This is a genomic window from Paenibacillus lemnae (assembly GCF_012933385.1).
Classification (GTDB): domain Bacteria; phylum Bacillota; class Bacilli; order Paenibacillales; family Paenibacillaceae; genus Paenibacillus_AQ; species Paenibacillus_AQ lemnae.
In genome coordinates this window covers 25,015-48,702 of record NZ_JABBPN010000008.1, presented here as the reverse complement: position 1 = coordinate 48,702, position 23,688 = coordinate 25,015, and the positions used below count along the sequence as shown (strand labels likewise).

Here is a 23,688-nt window from a genome sequence, read left to right as displayed (position 1 = left end):
AAAGTTCTTATAACAGAGGGATCATCGTGATGTCGCCCTCTGTGTAATAAAAAGTTACCCGTTGTGCCGGATCCTTCACAAAACGCGTAAAGCGGCCGATAACAATTTTAGAGCCTCCATAAATGGTTTGGGCTACTTCAACTCTGGCTTTGCCTGTATCCTCAAGCATATGCTCGATTTCTAGGATACGTTCTTTCGTTTGAGATTGATCAGACAAACTGGATTTATGTGTAGCATTCAATTTAATCCGCATAGCCAGCTTTTCAGGTGTGAGCTGTCCGGCAGCGGCCAGTTGATTGAGCAGATGCAGTGCTTTTTCTGTCTTGCCGATTTGATCCAGCTGCTGTTTTAGCCTTCCTCTCAAGTCTGTGAGTTCATTTCGAAGCTCAGGCAGCACACCAACTTCAATTATCGTCGCTGTCGACATACTGTTGCCGATTGTCCGCGTCGATACTTTCTCGCCCGCTTGAACAACACCTCCGACAATCAATCCTTTGGCTCCAGTGCATATAACATTTTGAGCGGCTCTAACATTGGAATGCATAATACTCTGTGATACGGTGACATCTCCCCCCGATATCACATTTCCATCTTGGACAAAAGCGCTTTTCACATGCTGGCCTGCTTTAATACAGCCTTTGTGATATCCGATGATACCACCGGAAATATCGATTGAACCATCCGCCTCCAGTTCAGCGCCTTCAACGAATCCGGTTACCCGAATATCACCTGCAGCCTTCACCTTGAAACCTGACAGCACATTCCCCCGGATCACAACAGTACCTACAAAATCAATATTTCCGACACTGTAATCTACGTCCCCATGGATTTCATATACGGGAAACACATTGATTTTTCCTTTTTCCGTTTTGGTCAGAAGTCCATCGATAGCGGCATACATCGCACTTTGGTCCGGACTAACTACAACGTTCTTGCCAACTTTGAAACGTGCTTCTTTCCCAAGCTTGAAAGCGATTTCTTCTCCAGTTACCGTTGTTCCCGGAATTCCCGGCTTTGGAGGAATTTTAGAAGCAATCAGCTGTCCTTTTTTTACATTGCTAAGCTGTGTAATTTCCTTATGGTCAACCTTGCCGTCACCAACTTCCTTCGGCCGATGGTCTTCTGCTTTTGCCATATCCATCACCAGAACCACGGTTCCGTTCTCCCCATGAACTGGTGGAGTGGCGTAGGCAATCGGCGTTCTGCTCTGCTGATATTCCGCTGTATGGGTTACAATCCGATCGACGACATCCTTCTGGACCCCGTATCGTATCTGCTGGTCTGCCAAAAACTGCTCTAATGCTGCTGCATTGCAGGAGAAACCTTCTTCCCAATTCACAAGCTGAATATAAGCTACGGCTTTATCATCTGACATCGTGATCTGAAAGTAATTATCCAATGCAAAATCTACAGACATTTCAAGACCCCCTCTCTCCATGGCAAGCATCAATCATTTTGCATCAAAAGCTCTTTATCCTTTTCTAAAGCTCCTCTCAAACGCAGAATCGCCTTCGAGTGAAGCTGTGATATTCGTGATGGGGACAGGGACATCACTTCGGCAATTTCACTGAGAGACAGATCCTCAAAATACAACAGTGACACCACTGTCTTCTCCTTTTCGGTCAGCTTGCCGATTCCCTTGACCAATGCTTCCTTCAGATAAAACTCATGGACTTTATAATCTGGATTTTTTGCCTTCTCATCGACTAAAAGTGTCATCCGCGTTTCCGACTCTTCCTCTCGGATTGGATCTTCGAGGGAGTTCAATGTCATCACCGCAACTTCCTGCAGCATGTGTCTGAATTCTTTTTCAGAAACCTGAAGGAATTGGCTCATTTCTGTATCGCTGACATTCCGCAAATACTTCTGTTCCAGCTGCTGGTAGGCCGATTCTATTTTTTTTGCTTTTTCTCGTACCGAGCGAGGCACCCAATCCCCCTGCCGGAGAGAATCAAGAATAGCTCCCCTTACCCGCCAAGAGGCATAGGTTTCAAATTGAAGGCCCCGTTTATAATCAAATTTATCGATGGCGTCAATCAGGCCCATCACGCCATTGCTTGCTAAATCCCCTTTGGAAACGTTTCGGGGTAAGCCAATAGCCAAACGTCCAGAAACATAGTCAACGATGTGCAGGTGATTCTCGATCAGCTTTTTTTTAGCTTCAAGATCACCGTCTTCCTTCCATGCTGACCACAAATCAGCATAGTTTAATGTCGAAGCTTTTTGTGTGTCCAATTGCCTTCACCCTCCTTATTTTTCCGTCAGGTGACGAACGGCCTTGGCCAGTTCTTCAGGATTTTTAGTCGTAACCAGCTTTGGCGGAGAGAGTGGTGTGAACCCATCCTCTTCTGCCTTGTCAGCCGGTTCATTTTTCATGATGCGCATTAGCTCTTCGTCATCTTCCGCAGGGGTTGCCAGATCAAGTTGTGAACCCCGCGGATCCTGCTGCTTATTATCGTTTTTCGGGCTGACCGGACTGAACACTACCGAAATCACTCTTTCCAGAATCAATGCCAGCAGAAACCACACGACAAAAGCGATACCGGCACGATATAACGCGGTTGACCAGACATTGTTGGCACTGCTGAACAGGTACGTAAACACAAAACCGGCAGCCCCTGCTAGCAAGTAGTATTTAATTTTCCCATTCATGGCTACAATTCCTTTATATCTCTTTGTACACTTCTTATGGTAAATTTACCCGTTGAGCAGTCTAATTCCACAGTTCTTCCATAATTTCCTCCGGTATCTTCACCAATCAGCGGAATATGCATCTGTTCCAGGCCCTCTTTACAGGAATCAACATTTCGAGGACCGATCCGCATACTGTCGCCCGCCCCGGAGAAAGCAAACATTTGGGCACCGCCTGCCATTTTTGCCACTAGCCGGCCTGGAGATGCACCGAGAGTGAGCAGTTTGTTGTACAGCACAGGCAGAGCCGTGTCCGCATATTTGGCGAGATTGAGCTGACCTTCACGTGCTATAGATGAAGACGGAAGCATAACATGAGCCATTCCGCCAATTTTGAGCAGCGGATCATATAAAGTCAGACCCACACAAGAGCCCAGACCAGTTGTTCTTAATATCCCCTGTGAGTCACATACATTTAAATCTGCCATGGCGACTTTGACAATGCTCTTCTCTTCAATCATGCTCCAAAGGCACTCCCAGCGCTTCAAAAATTTGAGCGAAGGTTTCAGGATCCGGAATCAGGAAAAACTGTCCCTCAACCTCATATTCGCCCTCAAGAAAGGTAGTGTTGATCAGCAGGGCATCATCCCCCATTTCTCCGAACTGCAGCAGGCCGTAGCTCAGCACTGCGCCAGCCATATCCATCGCCAGTCCAGGTACAGTCGGCATCATCGACAGCTTGGTGAAATCTGCCAGAGAGGACAAATAGGAACCTGCCAAAATGTTGCCAATTTCGCTGATGGCTGACTGTTCCATTTCGGTGAATACGCCATCCTGAGATACTTCAATGCCTGCGAGTGTATGCAGAAGTTTCTTTCCAGCCTCCGGTGTCATAATGAAAAATAAATTACCCGGCGCCTCTCCTTCTACCCTTAGAAATACGGCAAGAACGATCTTCTCGGGACCACCGACGTTTTCAGCGATCTGCTCAAACGGAATCAGCTGTACTTGAGGCACGGCCATATCGATCGGTTTATTCAGAAGCTGGGAAAGTGCGGTGGCTGCGTTACCTGCACCGATATTCCCGACCTCCTTGAGAACATCCATTTTAAAATCTTTACCGTGTTTAAAAAGTTCCACAGCTACTCCTCCAGCCCTTCAAGCTGGACAATCTCGCTTTTATTCAAAACCTCCGCAAGGTTCAGCATAACAAGCAGGCGATCTTCGCTAAGCTTAGCTACACCGCGAAGATATTTAGCCTTTATTCCCCCAACCACTTCAGGCGGCAAATCAATGCTGTCGCTGTTCAAATCAACCACATCACTGGCTGAATCTACGATAAAGCCGACCTGCATCTCATTGACGGCTACAATAATAATCCGGGTCTGCTCTGTAGGCTCTACCTCAGGCAGGTTAAAGCGGCCTCTAAGGTCAATAACCGGGATAACTACACCACGAAGATTGATAACACCTTTTACAAAAGCGTATGTTTTGGGAACACGAGTAATAGGCATCAACCGTTCAATCGTCTGAACTTTCTCGACCTCGATTCCATACTCCTCCGTGCCTAGCTTAAATACGATTACCTTAATTTCTTCTCCCATGTGAAACCCTCCCTAAGTGATAACCTTGATTACCGCCGTCACAGATTGATTCTTATTTAATGAAAGCATTCGGATCCAGTATAAGTGCAACTTGTCCATCACCAAGAATTGTGGCTCCCGAGACTCCCTGAACTGCTGGCAGATATTTGCCCAAGCTTTTCAGCACAATTTCACTTTGTCCGATGAAATCATCAATGGCGAGAGCTGCCAGTCGCTCCCCTTTGCGAATAACCACAATCTCGGTTTCGATTTCTTCTGTCTCATCAAAATCCGAAATATTAAACACTTTACTGAGCGAAATGATTGGAATATGGGAATCTCGAAATGGAATCATTCGTATGCCATGCACGGTACGGATTTGACCCTGCTTCACAATGCCTGTCTCAACGATCGAACTTAATGGAATCGCGAACTTCTCTGAGCCCATTTTGATCAGCATAGCGGCAATGATAGATAGTGTCAGCGGAAGCTGTACAGAAAAGTTCGTACCTTTACCTGGCGTAGAATAAATGGTTACGTTGCCGCCCAGTGCATTAATTTTGGATTTCACCACATCCAGCCCGACACCACGGCCGGACACATCGGATATTTTTTCAGCCGTACTGAATCCCGGTGCAAACAACAGCTGATGCGCTTCGGAATCTGACATTGCTGCAGCCTGGTCTTCTGTAACCACACCTTTACTGATGGCACTGCGGATAATATTTTCACGAATAATACCCCGTCCGTCATCCTCGATCTCAATGAATACGTGATTGCCGCTATGAAATGCACGGAGATTTACTGTACCAGTCTCGTCCTTGCCAGCTGCAATTCGGTCAGCAGTAGGCTCAATGCCATGATCCACAGAGTTTCGCAGCAGGTGAACAAGCGGATCGCCGATTTCATCAATGACTGTACGGTCCAATTCAGTTTCTGCACCTGTAATGACCAGGTCAATTTTCTTATCCAGCGACTTTGCCAGATCTCTTACCATTCTCGGGAAACGGTTAAACACAGTATCTACCGGTACCATCCGCAGCTTCAGCACAATGTTCTGCAGGTCACTGCTGACCCGGCTCATATGCTCTACGGTATCGGTAAGCTCTTGATTCTTGGCGTCATGCGCCAGCTGCTCTAGACGGGAGCGATCAATGAGAAGTTCACTAAAAAGATTCATCAATACATCCAAACGCTCAATATCCACACGAATGGTACGTGATGGAGCAGGGGTTCCTGAAGCTTTGGCCTGAGGTTTTGGAGCCGGTGTGACAGATTCGCTGGCTTTCACTGGCTGCAAAGACACAGCAGGCGATTCAGGGGCTGCCGCCAGTCCAGCCGCTGTTTCTGCTGCTGCTGTGCTGCGCATCGCCATTTGCTCCAGTGATTCATGATCCAATGTGATGACCTGCGCCGTATCGACTTCAGAAATGTTAAGAATTTGGCTTTGAAGATCCCCGGCATCTTTTTGAGTAATGAAATAGAGTGAAAACCCTTGTTCAAACTCGCCCTGTTCGATTTCCTGAACATCCGGGAAGGTCTTGACGATTTCGCCGGCTCTCTCCAGCAGTTCAAATACCATGTAAGCGCGAACGGCTTTAAGCTGGCAGTCATCTCGGAGTCTGACCTGTATGTATACTACCTGATGTCCTTCCGCGATCGATTGGTTCAGCACCGAGAATTGAAATTCATCCAGTTCAATGCCTTCAGCCGCAGGAGTGGAAGTCTCCTGCACAGGAGTACTGCCTGATGAAGCCGCAGCTGCTCCTTCACCACGCTCAATAGCTTGCAATGAAGCTACAATGGACGAGACATCTGCTTTGCCTTCCCCGCCCTGAACAATATCCTGCACCATGGATTCAAGTGCATCCAGGCTTTTAAACAGAGTGTCAAATATATAATCCTGCATGGTGAGCTTTTCGTTTCTAACGAGATCCAGTACATTCTCCATCTGATGGGTGAGGGAAGCCAAATCCTCGAATCCCATCGTAGCCGCCATACCTTTTAAAGTATGGGCAGAGCGGAAAATGACCTGCACAATTCCCAGATCATCCGGGCTGCTTTCCAGTTGAAGCATGTTTTCATTTAATGACTGCAGATGATCATTGGACTCATCAATAAACATGCTTAGGTACTGATTCATGTCCATTGCGAGACACCTCCTTCATGAGTTCACTTTTCATTAATTACAGACTGAACGAGCTTGGCTGAAATCTCCTGGAGCGGAAGTATATAGCTTACACAACCAAGCTCAACGGCTGAACGCGGCATGCCGTACACAACACAAGTTTCTTCACTTTCTGCGAATGTGGAAGTTACACCTGCGTCATAGAGCTTTTTCATAGCTCTAGCCCCATCGCTGCCCATGCCGGTCATCAATATGAGATGACGCTTTATATGTTCAAAAGGAAGAAGCGATTCGAACAGTACTTCGACTGAAGGACGATGACCATTCCGAGGCTCTTCCTGTGTAACCAGAATGACAATATCTCCGTTTTGAGACCGGTCTAGAGAAATATGACGTCCCCCAGGGGCAATGTAGGCGCATCCCTTTCGCAGTACCATGCCGTGTGCAGCTTCCATCACTTCCAGTTGACTGAATGAATTTAGGCGTGCAGCAAGTGATTTGGTGAAATTTGGAGGCATATGCTGTACAATCACCACGGGTGCAGGAAAATTTTCCGGGAGATTCTCCAGCAGCGTCCGTAATGCACGTGGTCCTCCCGTTGAGCACCCGACAGCCACCAGTTGACTCATCACAGTTGACTTAGTAGTCATCCCGTTTAGAGATTTTGTCTCTGAAATTTGCGGGCCGTCACTCCTGTGTGTGTGCCTCTTCTGCTTTCCGCCTGACGGCTTCGGTAATGTGATTGAGTCCCGGCTTTCCTTAGATAAACTCTTGTCAGTTTCAAGCTTTGATGCCTGACTGGGAACTGGTCGTTGTGTGAGAGATTCGGATTTGTAATCCATCAAATTTGCAGCTGGTTTGCTGAGTTCGGTTCTTTCTCTCCTTGACGTGAAAGAAGGATCGGGTATGAGTCGCTCTAACTGTTTCCGTTGTTCTTCTTCCTCCCAAAGAGCACGCCGTTCCTTGGCTTGTATTGCAGCGCTGAGCTGCTTAATCAGCTCCCTTCCGACAGAATCGATATCCTGTGCATTGGTGATGGAAGGTTTGCGTATAAAATCAAACGCTCCATATTCCAAGGCAATGATGGTTTCCTTCATCCCCTGCTCATTGATGCCGGAAAGCATAATCACTGGTGTCGGTTGATCCTGCATAATACTCTGTAAGGCTTCCAATCCGTTCATTTCCGGCATTTCAACATCCATCGTAATCAGATCCGGCTCAAGACTTTTTACCTGTTCTAAAGCCTCCCTGCCATTCCGGGCTGTTCCTGCCACCATAAACCGGGAATCCTTCTCGATCAGATCCGATATGATTTTTCTCATAAATTTGGAATCGTCAACCACCAGCACACGAAAAGGCTTCATAGATGTCTACACCTCTGCTTTTCGTTCCATCAGGAACGGCTATTTACGTTTAAGCCAACGCTGCATAAATCCTTTTATTCCGTTTCGAACCGAATGTTCTCCGGATACCGTCACAGCCGCATATAACGCTGCAAGCCGCTGAATATCGTGAGCCGCATGACTTCGCGGAAAGCCCAGTAAAAAAGGATACTGCCTCTTTACCGACTTTACGACAGCCTGATCCTCACGCACATAACCCAACATCCGGATATCAAGTTCGAGAAAACGTCTGGCGGTTAATATGATCTTGTCTGAGGTTTCCCTGGCCTCAATTTCATCTGAAGCCCTGTTGATCACAAGGGAGAACGGAACCTCGGGATGCGACCCGTGAACGACCTTGATCAAAGCGTATGCATCTGTAATGGAGGTGGGTTCCGGAGTAGTGACAACCAGACACTGATCAGCTGAAGTGATAAATTTCAGGTTCTCCTTGGACAATCCGGCTCCTGTATCGAAAATGATGTAATCCATTTCCTGTGCCATCGTTTCCATTTGAGAAACGAAATAATTCAAATCTCCCTCTGTAAGGGAAAACATATCAGAAATACCCGAACCTCCAGCAATGTAAGGAAGACCTTCAGGCCCGCGATGGATCACTTCATCCAGTCGCTTTTCTCGCCGCAGCAGGTGATAAAGGTTATATCTGGATGAAACGCCCATTAACACGTCAATATTCGCCATTCCAATATCTGCATCAAAGATGATCACTTTTTTACCCAGCGATTGCAGCGAAAGCGCAAAGTTCAGTGTGAAATTCGATTTTCCGACACCACCCTTTCCGCTGCAAATGGTAATGATCTGTGCAGTTCTTTCCACAGCCGGATTTGAAGTGTGATGGTGTGTAGAGACCAATTGTCTTAATGTTTCTGCCTGATCATTCATGTAAATCTCTCCCGAAAAGCAGAGATGTCAGCATCGCCATATCCGGCATAAGCAGATCGTCCGGGACGTTCTGCCCGTTGGTCATGTAAGACAGCTGTAATGAATGTTCGGCTAGAAGATTGAACAATGCACCACAGCTTCCGGTCTCGTCCAATTTCGTAAAAATCACCTTATCCAGCACGAATTTGCTGAAATGACCTGTGATTTCTAACATATCACTGCTTTTGGACGTCAAGCTGAGCACCAGATATGTCTCACTATTCGGACTTCCAGGCAGCAGGCTTTGCAGTTCAGATACGAACATCTCATTACGATAATTTCTGCCCGCTGTGTCCATTAGAATTAAATCGCATGATTCCAGGCGCTGCATTGCTCTCTGCATATCGCCTGGTGATTGAACCACTTCTATAGGTACATTCAGTATGGAAGCATACGTTTTAAGCTGTTCAACAGCTGATATTCTGTACGTATCAGAAGTAATGAAGCCGACTTTACGCTGATATTTAAAAAGCTGCTCAGCCGCCAGTTTGGCAATCGTTGTGGTTTTTCCTACACCGGTAGGACCAGCAATATAAACCATCCGAGTATCTTGCCGAATCCCCCCGCCAAACCTCCCTTCCAGGAAACGCTCGGCCTGCCGCAAGAATGAGTCATTCAACGCTTGCTCTGACATACTTCCTCCGGAAGCTTTCCACTCCTGTAAAACTTCCTGAATCCACGTCTCCACAAGCGATGATGACAGCCCTTGTGCATTTAGGTGGTCACGGATCGTAATGACGCCCTCCGGCCAATCCTCCTGAGCGCTGCTCTGACGAGATAGTTTGGCGATCCAATCCTTGACTTCCCGAATCTCATGAAGCAGATGCTGTTCTGATGCGAGTCTCTTTTCATCGGTCTGGGTTAAGTCTAAGCGTTCGGCTTGTATTGGATTTGGTTCGGCAGCCGCCGCTGCTATAAAATCTTGAGCAAAGCTTTCACCAGCTTGATCTGCCTGAGTTGGCTTTGAAGGAGCCTCTGACTTTTTATATGCCTTCGAAAGCGCATTACGCGGAACTTGGGGCTGAGGCTGCTTTATCGATCCTTCAGGCTTTGGCTTAGGGGCATCTTCTTTTTCGATAGCGGCAATCACTTCAATCTTTCGAGTCGCAAACATCCCGAGAAATCCGCCTACCTTGATCTCCTTGGAGCTGAGGATCACCGCCTCGCCCCCCAAATCCTTACGGATACTCAGCATTGCCTCCGGCATCGTATCTACGACATACCTTCTCACTCTCATAAGTTCACCACCCCGACACTCTGAATTTCAACATTCGGCTCAAGCTCACTATAGGACAATACCGGAATATCCTGCATGCTCCGTTCGATAACCTGCCGCAAATACATCCGAATGGCCGGCGAGGTGAGAAGTACCGGCTGCTGTCCCATCTGGATCAGGCGGTTCACCTGCTCGCTCAGCTTTTGGAAAATACTTTGAGTTGAAACCGGATCCATCGCAATATAACTTCCCTGTTCCGTCTGCTGCACACTTTCTGCAATTTTCTTTTCCAGCGCTGGCCCTACCGTAATTACCCGCATTGCTTCGCCTTCCTGAACATATTGCTGTGTAATTTGTCGCGACAGGGATTGTCTTACATATTCCGTAAGAACATCAGGATCTTTAGAATATTGTCCTGAGTCTGCCAGCGTTTCAAAAATAGTAACGAGATCGCGAATGGATATCTTTTCCTTCAACAGCTTGGCGAGCACTTTTTGAACATCTCCAACGGAGAGAATAGATGGAATCAGGTCATCGACCAGAACCGGGTAACTCTCACGGATATTATCGATAAGCGCCTTCGTTTCCTGACGTCCGATTAATTCGTGCGCATGACGTTTAATCAGCTCCGTCAGGTGGGTAGCTACAACGGATGGAGGATCTACAACAGTATAACCGGCGAGCTCGGCACGTTCTTTGGCCGCCTCATCAATCCACAGCGCCGGAAGGCCGAATGCCGGTTCTGTCGTTTCAATACCAGTAATAAGATCATCTTCATACCCCGGACTCATGGCAAGATAGTGATTAAGAAGGAGCTCGCCTCCGCCAACTGTGTTCCCTTTGATCTTAATTACGTATTCATTAGGTTTCAGCTGAATATTATCGCGGATCCGAATCACCGGTACGACCAGCCCCATTTCAAGGGCACATTGTCTGCGAATCATGATAATCCGGTCCAGTAAATCTCCGCCCTGCTGAGTATCTGCCAGTGGAATCAATCCGTAGCCAAACTCAAATTCGATGGGATCGACCTGCAGTAAATTAATGACACTTTCCGGACTCCGCACTTCTTCAATCTGCTGTTCTTCTTCCAGCTGCTCGACCTCCACCTGCTTCCGATCCAGGCTGCTCTGCATCTTCCTCGCGGCAATGAACAACGCAATGGCTATCGGGAATGTGGTCATAACATGAATCGGCGTCAGGAGGCCCAGCATCGTAACCGTAGCAGCAACAATATAGAGGAGCTTAGGGTACGATAATAGTTGACTCGACAGGTCGTCTGAAAGGTTACCGTCAGAAGCAGCGCGCGTCACAATCAGTCCGGCAGCGGTAGAAATCAGCAGCGCTGGGATCTGGCTGACCAGGCCGTCACCGATGGTCAGAATGGAGAAGGTGCTCATCGCTTCGCCAAAGCTCATACCGTGAATGGACATCCCGATGATAAAACCGCCGATCAGGTTGATCAGCAGAATAATGATCGAGGCGATGGCATCCCCTTTTACAAATTTGCTGGCACCGTCCATCGCTCCGTAGAAATCCGCTTCGCGCTCCACTTTTTGGCGGCGCTCCCTTGCCTGGGTTTCATTAATCATCCCAGCATTCAGATCCGCATCAATACTCATCTGTTTACCTGGCATCGCATCCAGGGTGAAGCGGGCAGCTACCTCAGCAACCCTTTCTGAACCCTTCGTGATAACGATAAATTGAACTACCACCAGAATAAGGAATACGACAAATCCGATCGCAATCTGTCCGCCGGCAATCCAGCTGCCGAAGGTCGCGACAACATCGCCGGCTTCTCCCTCTGACAATATCAATTTCGTTGTTGAAACGTTAAGTGACAAACGGAAAAGAGTTGTAATCAGAAGCAGTGATGGAAAGATGGAAAATTCCAGCGCTTCCTTCGTATTCATGGCAACCAGCAAAATGATCAGTGCCAGCGAGATGTTGATAACAAGCAGCACATCCAAAAGCCAGGCCGGGATCGGAAGTATCATCATAAGGACGATTCCAATGACACCCGCTAAAACCGATAAATCTTTCATTTTCACTGCAGTCGGCCTCCGATCCCTACATTAATTCGCCTTGCCTTTTAGTTTGTATACATAAGCCAGTACCTCGGCAACAGCTTGAAACATGTCACCGGGAATAGCGTCACCAATTTCCGTACGCTGGAACAAAGCACGGGCAAGCGGTTTATTTTCCATGGTCATCACGCCGTTTTTCTTGGCGATCTCCTTGATTTTCAGTGCCATATAGTCTTGGCCCTTAGCCAGTACTTGAGGAGCTTCCATTGAAGAACTGTCATATTTGATCGCCACCGCAAAATGCGTCGGATTCGTAATAATGACATCCGCCTTTGGCACTTCCTGCATCATCCGCTGCATAGCCATCCGGCGCTGACGCTCCCTGATTTTCCCTTTAATCAAAGGATCGCCTTCCATTTTTTTATATTCATCTTTGATATCCTGTTTGGACATCCGAATGTTTTTCTCATAATCATACTTTTGATATATATAGTCGAATACAGCTAATATCAACAGTCCAACACCGATTTTAATGCCCAGCCAGAGCGTTACATCTGCTGTAAAATGCAAGATCGTGTCCGGACTTGTGGCAGCCAGCCTGGAAAGACCTTCCCGCGCACCCCACAAAGAGGTATAAACGAGATAACCAATAATGCTCAGCTTGAGTATCGATTTCGAGAACTCCACAAGAGAACGCAGCGAAAAGATATTTTTAAAACCTTTAATGGGATCCAGCTTGCTGAACTTCATCTTCAAGGACTCGCCGGATAAGAGGAAACCGACCTGCATATAATTGACCACGACTGCAATTACAAACACGCTGATAAAGAGCGGTGCGATTAATATAAGGATTTGAATTCCGTATTCTCCAAGCAGCATAACCACATTATCTGATGTAACATCCATGCTGAGCCTGTTGATAAACACATCGGTGAACAGCCGGACCAGGTGATCCCGGATGTAGCTGCCGAAAAAGATCAGGCAAAGAAATGCGGCAAGCAGGATGGATGCCCCGGAAATTTCCATACTCTTGGCAACCTGCCCTTTTTTACGGGTTTCCTGACGTTTCTTAGGCGTTGCCTTCTCTGTCTTCTCCCCAGCAAACATCTGCAGATCAATGCCATACCTTAATCGCAAGTTCTCACTCCCCATGTACGTTACGCTGGTCTTTGACCCAGTACTCCCAGCAGTTCCTGCAGTGCCCTGAACAGCTTGTCAAACAGATGATCAAACAGCGTCACCAGTCCAGGCATCAATAGAATCAGCATCGCTAGACCAACCAGAATCTTCATAATAATCCCGATGACAAACACGTTAAACTGCGGAGCGGTTCTGGCAAGAAATCCTAAACCGATATCGGTTAAGAACAAAGCTACCACGATAGGGGCTGCCATCTGCAGAGCCAGAACAAACGAATACGCAAACGTTGTAATTAAAAAGTCGGATGTGCTGCCATCTTCAAATCTAGTGAACACATTCCCCGTTACCGGTACCCATTCATAGCTGTACATGATGGCATCCAGCAGGTAATGGTGACCGTTCATGCTTAAAAAGACTAGCAGGGCAGCCATGTATTTAAAGTTGCCGATCAAAGGAGATGAGACACCTGAAAATGGGTCAATCACATTGGCCATGGCGAAGCCGATCTGTATATCAATCAATGCACCGGCCGTTTGCACTGCAGCCAGCATCAGATAAGCCGTAAATCCCAAAAGCAAGCCAATTAATACTTCCTGTACGACCAGGAGAATGTAAAACATATTGTCATTGATTGCTGTTGTTAGACCGAAAGTTAGATAAACCAAAAGCGTAATAATAAAAGACAAACCGACCTTATACGTCAGCGGCACCGTCCTTGATGAATAGATGGGCGCTACCACAAAAAATGATGTAATTCGACAAAACATAAGCATAAAGACAGGAACACTTTGCTCCAACCATTCCATGGACATTCAGCCTATCCGATATATTTGTAGAGATTGTCCAGTATCCCAAATGTAAAGTCGACCAGTGTGGTCAATATCCAGGGACCAAACAGCAGAAGTGCCAGCAAGACAACAATGATTTTTGGAACAAAAGCCAAGGTCTGCTCCTGAATCTGAGTAGTCGCTTGGAAAATACTGATTGCCAAACCAGCTGCCAAAGCCAAGACCAGCATGGGAGCACTAACCTTCAGAACAATATATACAGCCTGACCGGCCAAACCGATTATAAACTCTGCACTCACGAGCAGTCCTCCTGATTATATTCCTGTCGCTAAGGGTTGAAGCTCATCAACAAGGACTTCACGACCAAGTACCACCCGTCAACCAGTACAAACAGCAATATTTTGAACGGCAGCGAGATCATGACCGGCGGAAGCATCATCATTCCCATGGCCATCAACACACTTGCTACGACAATATCAATAACGAGAAACGGGATGAAAATCATAAATCCCATCTGAAATCCGGTCTTCAGTTCGCTGATCGCAAATGCCGGCACCAGAACGGTAAGCGGTATATCCTCAAAGGTTTCAGGCTTCTCTTGGCCCGTATATTTCATAAACAGCAGCAGATCTTTTTCCCGGGTATGTGAAAACATAAACTGCTTGATTGGATCCTGTGCTTTTTCCAGCGCCTCACTCTGCGTAATTTCGCCTTGAAGATAGGGCTGGAGTGCCTCCTCATTCATTGTCGAGAGTGTGGGAGCCATTACGAACAGGGTCAAGAATAATGCCAATCCAATCAACACCTGGTTGGGCGGTGTCATCTGAGTCCCCAGTGATGTTCTGACGAAACCGAGGACGATGACGATCCGGGTAAAGCTTGTCATCAGAACAAGAATGGCAGGCGCCACACTAAGAATAGTAATCAGCAGAATCAGGGATATTGCACTCGTCCCCGGTTCCTCCCCGTTATTCCCGATCTGAATGTCAATGTTCGGTATAGGATCTGCCGAGATCGGTGAGGTCCAAGCCGCTCCGGCCAGCAAGATCAGTGTAATCAACAAAGCTAGTCTTTTAGTCATGAATCCTTTTGATCCTCCCGCAGCAATTCTTCTACCTTTTGTTTTCGGTTCGGTACGCTGCGCAGCTTGGATTCAAATACTTCATGGAAAGAAGAAGTATCTTCAAGTTCAATATCCTCCGGGGGCTGATTCTTGCGAAATTTAGCCGTAAGATTACTGATAAACGGCGGCAGCGTCCCCGTCGGATTCTGCTCTTGTTGTATGGCTGCTTTCAATCGAATCACCTCATCGGGGTCGGTGATTTTGTCCAGCAGTGAGAGATCTTCACCGACTCCGATCAGATAGATATTGTCTCCTACTTCAATGAGCTGGACCGATTTGTTCGGTCCCACACCCAAGGCGCCCAATGTGCGGATGGAACGGCCTCGCATCCAGCTCTGATTCTTCCGGCCCAGAAAACGAATTAACAAAATAATGACAGAAACGATGATCGCCAGAACAACAAACACATAAAACAACTGTAAATAAAAGCCTGATGTATCCGGCCGGGTTACTTCGGATGCTGCAAGCATGTCTTATACTGCCTTACACGCCAAGAGTCTTATTGATCGCTTCAATAACACGGTCAGACTGGAACGGTTTTACGATAAAATCTTTAGCACCAGCTTGGATCGCATCGATAACCATGGCCTGCTGGCCCATAGCGGAACACATAATTACTTTTGCATTCGGATCGCTTTTCTTGATCTCTTTCAGTGCAGCAATACCATCCATTTCAGGCATTGTAATATCCATCGTGATCAAATCCGGACGAAGTTCCTTGAATTTCTCGATCGCCTGTGCGCCGTCCTGCGCCTCTCCTACAACCTCAAATCCGTTCTTGGTCAAAATATCACGGATCATCATTCTCATAAATGCAGCGTCGTCAACAATCAGAATTCGGTTAGCCATTAATTAAAAATCCTCCCTAAATGTGTGCTATTGTAATTTTTGTATTCGGTCCCATTGACTTACGATATCCGTTACCCGAACGCCAAAGTTCTCATCGATCACGACAACCTCGCCCTTGGCGATCAGCTTATGATTCACCAGGATGTCTACTGGCTCGCCGGCAAGCTTGTCCAATTCAATAATCGAGCCTTGGGACATTTCCAGGATATCCTTAATTTGCTTCTGGGTCCTACCTAATTCTACGGTGACTTTAAGAGGAATGTCCATCAGTAAGTTCAGATTGTTTTCATCTACCTGGTTGTATGGAGCATTTTGCAAGTTTGCAAACTGCACAGGTTGTACATTCACATTCCGATTTGGCATTCCGCCGTAGTGCTGCGGCCCTTGTGGATATGGCATTTGCGGCTGCCCGTAAGGCATCTGACCAGGCATCTCCCCACCCGTCACTCCTCCTTGATAACCATAACCCGTGTCCGCTGGAGACCCTTGTGGCGGCATCTGGGGCTGCGCTGGAGGTGTCTGCGGCTGGGAAACAGGCTGCTGTGCCGGAGGAGTGGATGCTTGTGGAGCTTCAACTGCCGGAGCGGGTTCCTCTTCAGTCCCATTAATCAAGGTGTGAACCATATCCTTGGCAAACTCAATGGGCAGCAGCTGCATGATGGATGAATCAATCAAATCCCCAATAATCAGGCGAAATGAGATTTTAATCATGATTTCATCTTCAGGAAGCTTGCTGATCCCATCTCCGCTTGACATATTCAGAATATCAATGCCTGGAGGAGATATATTGACAAAACGATTGAATATAGTAGACATACTTGTCGCTGAAGAGCCCATCATTTGATTCATTGCTTCTTGAACCGCACTAATGTGGATTTCATTTAACTCTTCATCCTTAGGTGCCCCCTCACCCCCAAGCATGAGATCTGCAATGATTTGTGCATCACGCGTTTTGATCACAAGTGAATTAATTCCTTCAAAACCATCTACATACGTAACGTGAACCGCTACATGGGGTTTCGGGAACTCTTCCTCAAACTGCTCCCTGCTGATGATGGACACCTGAGGTGTTGTAATATCCACTTTTTTACCAAGAAGCGTGGAAAGTGCTGTAGCCGCACTGCCAAATGTTATATTTCCAATCTCACCAAGCGCATCCTGCTCCAGCGGAGTTAATACGTCATCCACACTTTGCGGGGACGAGGATGAGGAGGATGACGCCATACCGGACTGTTGAAGCAGGGCGTCAATCTCTTCTTGAGATAAATAATCTTTACTCGTCAATATCTTCATCTCCTTCACTGACGATTTCATCGATCTGCACTGCGATCCGGTCCTTTAACGTCCCTGGACTGCCGACAAACTTCAGCTTGTCCCCCACTTTAATGGAAAGGCCGTCGTGGACGGGTTTATTAAGTGTGATGACATCGCCCGTACTTAATCCCAGAAATTCAGAAATGGTGATCTGGGACTCACCCAGTTCAGCGATAATCGGCAGCTTAGCTTTGCTGACTCGTGCTTTCAGTGCATCCATTTCTTCCGGGTCTCTAGCCTTTTTCTCTGAAGTGAACCATTGATGAACAGATAGCTTCGACATGATCGGCTCCAGAACCACATGAGGAATACAGAGGTTGATCATTCCCGTGGTATCTCCGATTTTGGTGCTTAACGAAATCAGAGCAATTGTTTCATTCGGAGAAACGATCTGCATAAACTGTGGATTGGTTTCCAGCGCTTCCAGTCTAGGAGAAATATCCATGACCGTTTTCCACGCTTCCTGAAGGCTTTCAAATGCCCTGCTAAATATACGCTCCATAATAATGGTTTCAATTTCAGTCATGGAGACGATTTTGGATGGCGTGCTTCCCGTACCTCCTAAGAGACGATCCAGCATCGCATACGCAATATTCGGATGAACTTCCAGCACCATTCGCCCCACCAGCGGCTCCGCTTCAAAAATATTCAATACGGTCATCTTCGGAATCGAACGAATGAATTCATCATAAGGCAGCTGCTCTACCTGAACGACACTTATTTGAACGAAAGTTCTTAGCTGTGCTGAGAAATAGGTTGTCAGGTATCTTGCAAAATTCTCATGAATCCGCGTAAGGCTCCGAATATGATCTTTAGAAAAACGTACAGCTCTTTTGAAATCGTAGGACCGGACTTTTTTCTGCGTGTCTTCCTTTTTCAATTCATCCGCATCCATTTCCCCAGAGGAGAGAGCAGCCAGGAGCGCATCAATCTCATTTTGCGATAATACATCTACCAATTATCTCACCCCCTTATCCTGCAGCCTATACATTGGTTTAGATGCCGGTAACCAATTTGTTCGTGACACCCACCTGTGTCACAGTTCCATGGTTGATACTTTTATTGATTTGCTCCATAAGCTGATTGGATAGCTGTTCAACACCTTTGGAATCTTTCAGGCTGTCCGGCTTTGTATCCATAAGGGTCTTGATAATAATCGGTTTAATCTTTATTTCTTTGATCTTGTCAAAATCTTCTTTAGCCTTCTTGTCGTTCAGCTGAAAGGCAAAGCTGATTTTCACAATGTATTCAGGATCAGACATATTGGTCGTGATATCTAATATTTCTGAAGTCACTTCGACAATTTCATCTGCGGACTTAACGGGCTCCTCTTGCTTCGCTGAAACCACATTCTTATCATCACTGCCCAGCAGTTTGTCGGAGAGCAGAAAAACGGCCACTACGATCATCGTGATCGATAACAAAATCGTTATGAGCCAGGGAAGCATCTTTTTCATGAAGGTTCCTCCGTCTGCTGCTGCACTTTAATAGTTGCTTGATGTATACCTACCTCGTGATGGTAAGAACGGATAGATTGAACAACATCCGCTGCCTTTTCCAGTACGATCAATCTTTTGCCGGTAGTCAAAGTTATATAGGTGTCCGGCGTCTCTTCAACCATTTCGATCAGAAGAGCATTCAGCCACATCTGTGAACCGTTTAATCTTGTAACCGGGATCATGGAAAGCCTCCTTCTATGAGAGGGGGGACCTGCCCCCCCAAGTCACTCTTTAACGTTAACGTTTCAGATTCACGACTTCCTGAAGCACCTCATCAGAAGTTGTAATGATACGGGAATTCGCCTGGAATCCACGCTGAGCAACAATCATCTCTGTAAATTCAGCGGTAAGATCTACGTTTGACATTTCCAGCTGCCCGGCTACAATCGCTCCTGTGCCAGCTTCAGCATCATTGGCTGCCAGTCCTTCAAGTTCAACATCAGCACCCAGAGCATTCGGAGTCACACGGTACAGGTTTCCGCCGATTTTTTCCAGACCTTCCGGATTAACGACTTTTGCGATCCCGATTTGAACGACGTCTCCGTCTCCGCCTTGAATCAAGATAGAACCGTCAAGCCCGATGGAGAATCCTGTTGCTTCTGCAGGAATAACGATAGGTGCACCGCCAACATCACAAACGAACATGCCATCAGAAGTAACGAGCTGCCGGTTGCCGTCAACATGGAAATCACCTGCACGAGTCAGAAAAGGAACTTCCTGATCTTCTGTCATCTTGACCATAAAAAATCCGTCACCATCGATGCGAAGATCTGTCGGTTTGTAGGTCGTCTGAGCACTTCCCGGCGTGTGAACCGTGTCAATGGATCCAATAGTCGATCCCAAGCCAACCTGTTTTGCGTTTACACCGCCTTGCTCACCCTCTACCGGTGCTGTAACGCCCGATACCGTTTGGCTCAAAATATCTTTGAACATTACGCGTCCTGCTTTGAATCCAACCGTATTGACATTAGCAATGTTATTACCAATCACGTCCAGTTTGGTCTGAAAGCCTCTCATACCGGAAACGCCCGAATACATGGATCTCAACATAATTATTATCCTCCTTAGTGAACCGCTTCTGTCGATCAGCGGTCATCGGCTTCCTTACGGGCCAGCCGCTTCATTCTTATGAAATAATTACTGCGCTGTCGATTTGGGTGAACACATTGTCCTTCATTGTTTTACCATCCATTGCCGTGACGACCGTCCGGTTCTGAATATTTACGATGAGTGCCATATCTTTAAGCAGAATCAACGATTCTTTGCTTCCTTTTGCTGCAGCCTGGTCAACGGCTGAATTAATTTTTACTAGCTGATCACGGTGAAGCTCAATCCCCCGCTGCTCTAAACGCTTCGCTGCGTGATTGCTGAATTTGAGCAGATTATAATCCAGCATTTCTTTGAACTTGCCTGTCGGAACATCGGTGCTCCCAGAAGATCCAGCCCGATCTTTCTTCAGTGATGCAGGATGAATACTTCCCGGGTAGAGCTGACCTATGGTTAGACGATCACTCATATCTCTGACCCTTCGCTGTCTGTACCCGAAGTATTATCGACTTCGTTCTGTTCTGACAGCGGTTCATTCACTTTCTGGTCAGTGAGCTGCAATCCCTCGCTTCCATCATTAAGGCCTGGTTCGGAAACTGGATCCGGAACTTTCTCAATCTGGACAATTTGATCCAGGGCAACTTCAGCTGCGCCGATCCTGGCATAATGCATTCCCTCTCGAATCAGGATCGAGTCCACTACACCAGATTTCACAGAAGAATTTCCACTGCTATCAGATTGAATCCAGCTGACTTTTTGACCAATCAGACTGGATGCCGCTCCGAGAGACTGCCGCATTTCTGTCAGCTGAGTTGAAATATTCATCAGCTGCTCCAGAGAGGTGAACTGAGCCATCTGAGCGATAAACTCTTTGTCCTGCATAGGCTGCATCGGATCCTGGTACCGAAGCTGGGTAATCAAAATACTGAGAAACTGGTCTTTGCCAAGTACCTGTCCGTCCGACGAGCCTGCCTTTTTGATGTTCGAAGGCGAATAATTGGGCCAGGCCGTATTGGTCACGTAATTTGAAGCCATTTTTGAATCACCTCCATGTTTTAGGCTTTAGCAGTGAAGCTTCCTTGCGAATCCATGGATTCAACACCTTTTATTTCGGCATTCCATTCTTTCCATTCTTCAGACAATTCAGCGGATATCACAGCATCATCCGAAGCGGTATCTTTTTCTCTTGAACGTTTGCCCGGCTGCTGCTGTCCAGATCCTGATTGCTTTCCATCCTGAGGATTGAACGCGGAAGAAGGGGATTGACTGTTCTGTGTGACCTCCAGCTTCTCAACCTGAAGTCCTTGTCCTTGGAGTGCTGATCTTAGCTGAGTCATCTGCTGTTCCAGCAATTCACGGGCTTCTGCATTATGTGTCATAAACTGAGCCACAATCTGTCCGTTCTGCATACTGATTTTGATATCTACCTGTCCCAGATGTTCAGGATAAAGAGAAATCCTGGCTTCCGAAAAACCTTGATGCTTGATGAATTCCAGTTTCCCGACCGTAAATTGCGTCATTTCACGGGCAAATTGACCCACGGGCACGGCTTCGGCAGCAGCTTTAACCGGTGCACTTCCAGCAGTCCGCAGGGCAAGCTGTCCAGCCGTTAACGTCGTTTCTTCTTCCGGCACACTGCCTTTTACTGCAGCGGCTTCATCATTGGAATGGGCCTCTGTTACTTGAGATACAACCGCTGAAGTAGCAGGTATTCTTGATGTTTGCTGTGTCGAAACTTCAGCCGTTGGTTTCATAGCAGATTGACTTCCCTGGAGCTCCTGCTTCATCGACTGGTTAAACACTGCACCTGACAAAACCTGAGCCTTTCCGGGTTCAGACGTTACACGCGCTGCCGGTCCGTCATCCGCTAATCCAGTCATGACCTCTAAAGATTGAGTCAGAGTATGAAGCTGCTGCTTCAGCACTCCAGCACCCTGCAGATCTTTAGCAAGGCCTGTCATCTGAACCAGGGCATCCTGCACCGCAAAACGAATCGTTTCTTTATGCAGAGCCAGAGGGGGCAGCGGCTGCTGTGCTGCATCATCCACTGAAGAACCTGCTGATTCTTCCGCTGCTTCCAAAGTTTGTTCTAAGACCGGCGGCTTCGTCAGCAAGGACTGGGCTTGAGACAGCCATTGCTGAAGCTTCTCCAGAAGTGACGGATCCACCTCAAGAATGCGCTCCAGTTGAGGCATTTGATCTAAGAGCATCAGCAGTGCTGACACTGTGTCCTCATCTCCATCTGGCTTCAACTCTGATTCCGGCTCAGTCACTGCCTTTGGTTCTCCGAGAAATCCGGCAGCGGCTTCTGTTTTCTGACTCCCCTCTTCAATGCCTTTCCCTTCGAAGATCAACGAGTTCAAGGATATGCCAGGAAGCGCAGTCAGACCGGTCAAAGGAGATGGTATTTTGTCACCTGCGAGAGACATTTGATACACCAAGGCCTCTCCAAACACCCCCTCACCTTGAGCTGCTGCTGCATTCTGAGACAATTTCCCCCCCGCTGGTGAAGCACTTGCTATGGATGCTTTAAGATTTTGAAAGATCATTGACATTGATAATTTCACCTCCTTCCCAGGAAGATTTCCGGGGAACGTAATCCTAGCGTGCACCCATGAGTCGATTTAACACTCTGGCCGTCATTTCAGGTTCAACCTTTGACATTTCATCCAGGATTCTGGCACGTGTTGTATCATCTACAGAATCGAGAATGGTGATTGCCTTCTCCGGTGTGATTTTGTAGGTTTGAATGAGCAGATTCGATGCGTTCTTTGGCGTCATTCGGGAGAACGTCTGACCCAGCTCATTTTTATCAAGATTTTGACTTGATGTTTCCACTGCACTTTCTTCTTCCCTCTTCAAGCGGGATTGAAGGGCTGCAATTGCTTTGTCTTGTGCAGGCTTGGCATCCTTAAGCAGCATGGTTGCATCTGCCGCCTTTTGAGGATTCATTTTTTCCAGAATGGCCGCACGCGGGCTGCTCTTCATTTCCCCCAATATCAAAACCATTTCTTCATTAGTCAGGCTTTCAATGATCGGAGCTGCTTTACTAGGGTTCATGGAAGCATACATTTTAGCCAGATCAGTTATCTGTTTAAGGTACAGATCCGCTTCCGTTACCTCGCCCGCCGCTGCCTGATTCTGCATTTCATCCAGCTGGGCCTGCAGCTCAGCAGCTTTGTTTTCCTGTGCTTCTTTTTGCTCAGTCAATTCATTCAGGGCTTTTTCTTGTTCAGAAAGCTGCTGCTGCAGTTTCTCAATAGCTGCTTCGGAGTTATTTTCTTTCTCCTTCTCTTCCTTCTCCTTTTTCTCTTCCGCTGTCAAAACCGGGTCAGGCACCCAATCCTTCACGATCGGGATTTTATTGGCAAACTCCATAACTCCGCTGCGGAAATTGATATTGAACAAGGTTAGGAGCACCCCTACCAGAACGATTGTAAATATAATAGGAATTAGAAAAAGCATAACCTTTTCAATCCCTCCGCTTGATTCTTCCTGATCCAGCGGCATATCTTTTCGAGCCATAATACGTTTCCTCCTCTGCGGGCACGGGGATTACCCCGGAACTTCAGGTTTAGCGGGCTTGGACTGCGTAACGGACGGTCGCCATCTCATCCAGCTCGTTTTGTTCCCGTAGGAGACTTTCTTGCCGGAACTTCTCACTGCTTTTCTCTTTTGCTTTCAGCCAGACTTTTTCGTCAAGCATCGTCTCCTGCAGCCGTTCCTGCTTATGATGAACATTTCGGTGTGCACTTTGAATATCGTTTTCTTTCTTCGTGATGCAGACATCCAGATATTCCACATAAGACTGCAGGCTTCGGATTTCAGAAATGGGTGCAGACTGCTGTGCTGCCCGCTGGAGTGCGCTGCCTATCTCTTCACGTTTGAAGAGCAGCTCGTGGAGACTCTTTTCTTCGGATTGAAGTTCTCCAAGTGCCGCTGACAGCATCCATTCGGCTTGTGCTTTTTCATTGCCTTTGAGATCGACAATTTTCTGGAAAGCGTAATTAAATTTCATT

The 23,688-nt window shown here is 47.1% G+C and carries 27 protein-coding genes; all 27 read right to left on the bottom strand.

Annotated elements, in window-relative coordinates; genetic code table 11:
• Positions 1-7: 7 nt before the first annotated feature.
• On the bottom strand, positions 8-1,417 hold the full coding sequence (locus tag HII30_RS10435; RefSeq protein ID WP_169504970.1) for a flagellar assembly protein A: 1,410 nt from the start codon (positions 1,415-1,417) through the stop codon (positions 8-10).
• A gap of 29 nt (positions 1,418-1,446) precedes the next feature.
• Positions 1,447-2,235: a FliA/WhiG family RNA polymerase sigma factor gene (locus tag HII30_RS10430; protein ID WP_169504969.1), complete on the bottom strand. Its 789-nt coding sequence runs from the start codon at positions 2,233-2,235 to the stop codon at positions 1,447-1,449.
• A 15-nt stretch (positions 2,236-2,250) separates the two neighbouring features.
• Positions 2,251-2,652: a hypothetical protein gene (locus HII30_RS10425; protein WP_169504968.1), complete on the bottom strand. Its 402-nt coding sequence runs from the start codon at positions 2,650-2,652 to the stop codon at positions 2,251-2,253.
• 2 nt (positions 2,653-2,654) lie between these two features.
• Positions 2,655-3,152 carry a chemotaxis protein CheD gene (locus HII30_RS10420; protein ID WP_169504967.1) on the bottom strand — a complete coding sequence of 166 codons (498 nt, stop codon included), beginning with the start codon at positions 3,150-3,152 and terminating at the stop codon, positions 2,655-2,657.
• Positions 3,145-3,738 (bottom strand): chemotaxis protein CheC, encoded by a 594-nt coding sequence (locus HII30_RS10415; protein WP_211184540.1) that lies wholly within the window; start codon positions 3,736-3,738, stop codon positions 3,145-3,147. The genes HII30_RS10420 and HII30_RS10415 overlap by 8 nt, the downstream gene beginning before the upstream one ends.
• A 35-nt stretch (positions 3,739-3,773) precedes the next feature.
• Positions 3,774-4,235, bottom strand: coding sequence for a chemotaxis protein CheW (locus HII30_RS10410; protein ID WP_169504965.1), 462 nt, complete (start codon positions 4,233-4,235; stop codon positions 3,774-3,776).
• Positions 4,236-4,287: 52 nt separating this feature from the next.
• Positions 4,288-6,363: a chemotaxis protein CheA gene (locus HII30_RS10405; protein WP_169504964.1), complete on the bottom strand. Its 2,076-nt coding sequence runs from the start codon at positions 6,361-6,363 to the stop codon at positions 4,288-4,290.
• A gap of 23 nt (positions 6,364-6,386) precedes the next feature.
• Positions 6,387-7,706 (bottom strand): protein-glutamate methylesterase/protein-glutamine glutaminase, encoded by a 1,320-nt coding sequence (locus HII30_RS10400; RefSeq protein ID WP_169504963.1) that lies wholly within the window; start codon positions 7,704-7,706, stop codon positions 6,387-6,389.
• Positions 7,707-7,745: 39 nt separating this feature from the next.
• On the bottom strand, positions 7,746-8,627 hold the full coding sequence (locus tag HII30_RS10395) for a MinD/ParA family protein (protein ID WP_169504962.1): 882 nt from the start codon (positions 8,625-8,627) through the stop codon (positions 7,746-7,748).
• A complete protein-coding gene (flhF, locus tag HII30_RS10390) occupies positions 8,620-9,903 on the bottom strand; it encodes a flagellar biosynthesis GTPase FlhF (RefSeq protein ID WP_169504961.1) in 1,284 nt (427 codons plus the stop codon). Before flhF ends, HII30_RS10395 begins: the two co-directional genes overlap by 8 nt.
• On the bottom strand, positions 9,900-11,927 hold the full coding sequence (gene flhA / locus HII30_RS10385; RefSeq protein ID WP_211184539.1) for a flagellar biosynthesis protein FlhA: 2,028 nt from the start codon (positions 11,925-11,927) through the stop codon (positions 9,900-9,902). Before flhA ends, flhF begins: the two co-directional genes overlap by 4 nt.
• 30 nt (positions 11,928-11,957) lie before the next feature.
• On the bottom strand, positions 11,958-13,061 hold the full coding sequence (gene flhB, locus HII30_RS10380) for a flagellar biosynthesis protein FlhB (protein WP_169504959.1): 1,104 nt from the start codon (positions 13,059-13,061) through the stop codon (positions 11,958-11,960).
• 5 nt (positions 13,062-13,066) lie between these two features.
• Positions 13,067-13,855: a flagellar biosynthetic protein FliR gene (gene fliR / locus HII30_RS10375; protein ID WP_169504958.1), complete on the bottom strand. Its 789-nt coding sequence runs from the start codon at positions 13,853-13,855 to the stop codon at positions 13,067-13,069.
• A gap of 11 nt (positions 13,856-13,866) precedes the next feature.
• Positions 13,867-14,136: a flagellar biosynthesis protein FliQ gene (fliQ, locus tag HII30_RS10370; RefSeq protein WP_169504957.1), complete on the bottom strand. Its 270-nt coding sequence runs from the start codon at positions 14,134-14,136 to the stop codon at positions 13,867-13,869.
• 29 nt (positions 14,137-14,165) lie between these two features.
• On the bottom strand, positions 14,166-14,918 hold the full coding sequence (gene fliP / locus HII30_RS10365) for a flagellar type III secretion system pore protein FliP (RefSeq protein ID WP_169504956.1): 753 nt from the start codon (positions 14,916-14,918) through the stop codon (positions 14,166-14,168).
• Positions 14,915-15,430, bottom strand: a complete 516-nt coding sequence (locus tag HII30_RS10360; RefSeq protein WP_169504955.1) for a flagellar biosynthetic protein FliO — start codon at positions 15,428-15,430, stop codon at positions 14,915-14,917. The genes fliP and HII30_RS10360 overlap by 4 nt, the downstream gene beginning before the upstream one ends.
• Positions 15,431-15,443: 13 nt before the next feature.
• Complete coding sequence (locus HII30_RS10355) at positions 15,444-15,809, bottom strand: response regulator (RefSeq protein ID WP_169504954.1); 366 nt, start codon at positions 15,807-15,809, stop codon at positions 15,444-15,446.
• 27 nt (positions 15,810-15,836) lie between these two features.
• The gene (gene fliY / locus HII30_RS10350; protein ID WP_169504953.1) at positions 15,837-17,093 is read right to left on the bottom strand and encodes a flagellar motor switch phosphatase FliY; all 1,257 of its coding nucleotides are present in this window, start codon (positions 17,091-17,093) and stop codon (positions 15,837-15,839) included.
• Complete coding sequence (gene fliM, locus HII30_RS10345) at positions 17,083-18,081, bottom strand: flagellar motor switch protein FliM (protein ID WP_169504952.1); 999 nt, start codon at positions 18,079-18,081, stop codon at positions 17,083-17,085. The genes fliY and fliM overlap by 11 nt, the downstream gene beginning before the upstream one ends.
• A 37-nt stretch (positions 18,082-18,118) precedes the next feature.
• Positions 18,119-18,580, bottom strand: coding sequence for a flagellar basal body-associated FliL family protein (locus HII30_RS10340; protein ID WP_169504951.1), 462 nt, complete (start codon positions 18,578-18,580; stop codon positions 18,119-18,121).
• Entirely contained in the window at positions 18,577-18,804 is a 228-nt protein-coding gene (locus HII30_RS10335; protein ID WP_169504950.1) for a flagellar FlbD family protein, read from the bottom strand. The genes HII30_RS10340 and HII30_RS10335 overlap by 4 nt, the downstream gene beginning before the upstream one ends.
• 55 nt (positions 18,805-18,859) lie before the next feature.
• A complete protein-coding gene (gene flgG, locus HII30_RS10330) occupies positions 18,860-19,672 on the bottom strand; it encodes a flagellar basal body rod protein FlgG (protein ID WP_169504949.1) in 813 nt (270 codons plus the stop codon).
• Between the two features lie 76 nt (positions 19,673-19,748).
• Positions 19,749-20,138 (bottom strand): TIGR02530 family flagellar biosynthesis protein, encoded by a 390-nt coding sequence (locus HII30_RS10325; protein WP_169504948.1) that lies wholly within the window; start codon positions 20,136-20,138, stop codon positions 19,749-19,751.
• The gene (locus tag HII30_RS10320; RefSeq protein WP_169504947.1) at positions 20,135-20,704 is read right to left on the bottom strand and encodes a flagellar hook capping FlgD N-terminal domain-containing protein; all 570 of its coding nucleotides are present in this window, start codon (positions 20,702-20,704) and stop codon (positions 20,135-20,137) included. The genes HII30_RS10325 and HII30_RS10320 overlap by 4 nt, the downstream gene beginning before the upstream one ends.
• A 20-nt stretch (positions 20,705-20,724) precedes the next feature.
• Complete coding sequence (locus tag HII30_RS10315; RefSeq protein WP_169504946.1) at positions 20,725-22,224, bottom strand: flagellar hook-length control protein FliK; 1,500 nt, start codon at positions 22,222-22,224, stop codon at positions 20,725-20,727.
• A gap of 46 nt (positions 22,225-22,270) precedes the next feature.
• Complete coding sequence (locus HII30_RS10310) at positions 22,271-23,194, bottom strand: MotE family protein (protein WP_169504945.1); 924 nt, start codon at positions 23,192-23,194, stop codon at positions 22,271-22,273.
• A 49-nt stretch (positions 23,195-23,243) separates the two neighbouring features.
• Positions 23,244-23,687: a flagellar export protein FliJ gene (gene fliJ / locus HII30_RS10305; RefSeq protein WP_169504944.1), complete on the bottom strand. Its 444-nt coding sequence runs from the start codon at positions 23,685-23,687 to the stop codon at positions 23,244-23,246.
• Position 23,688: the final 1 nt, after the last annotated feature.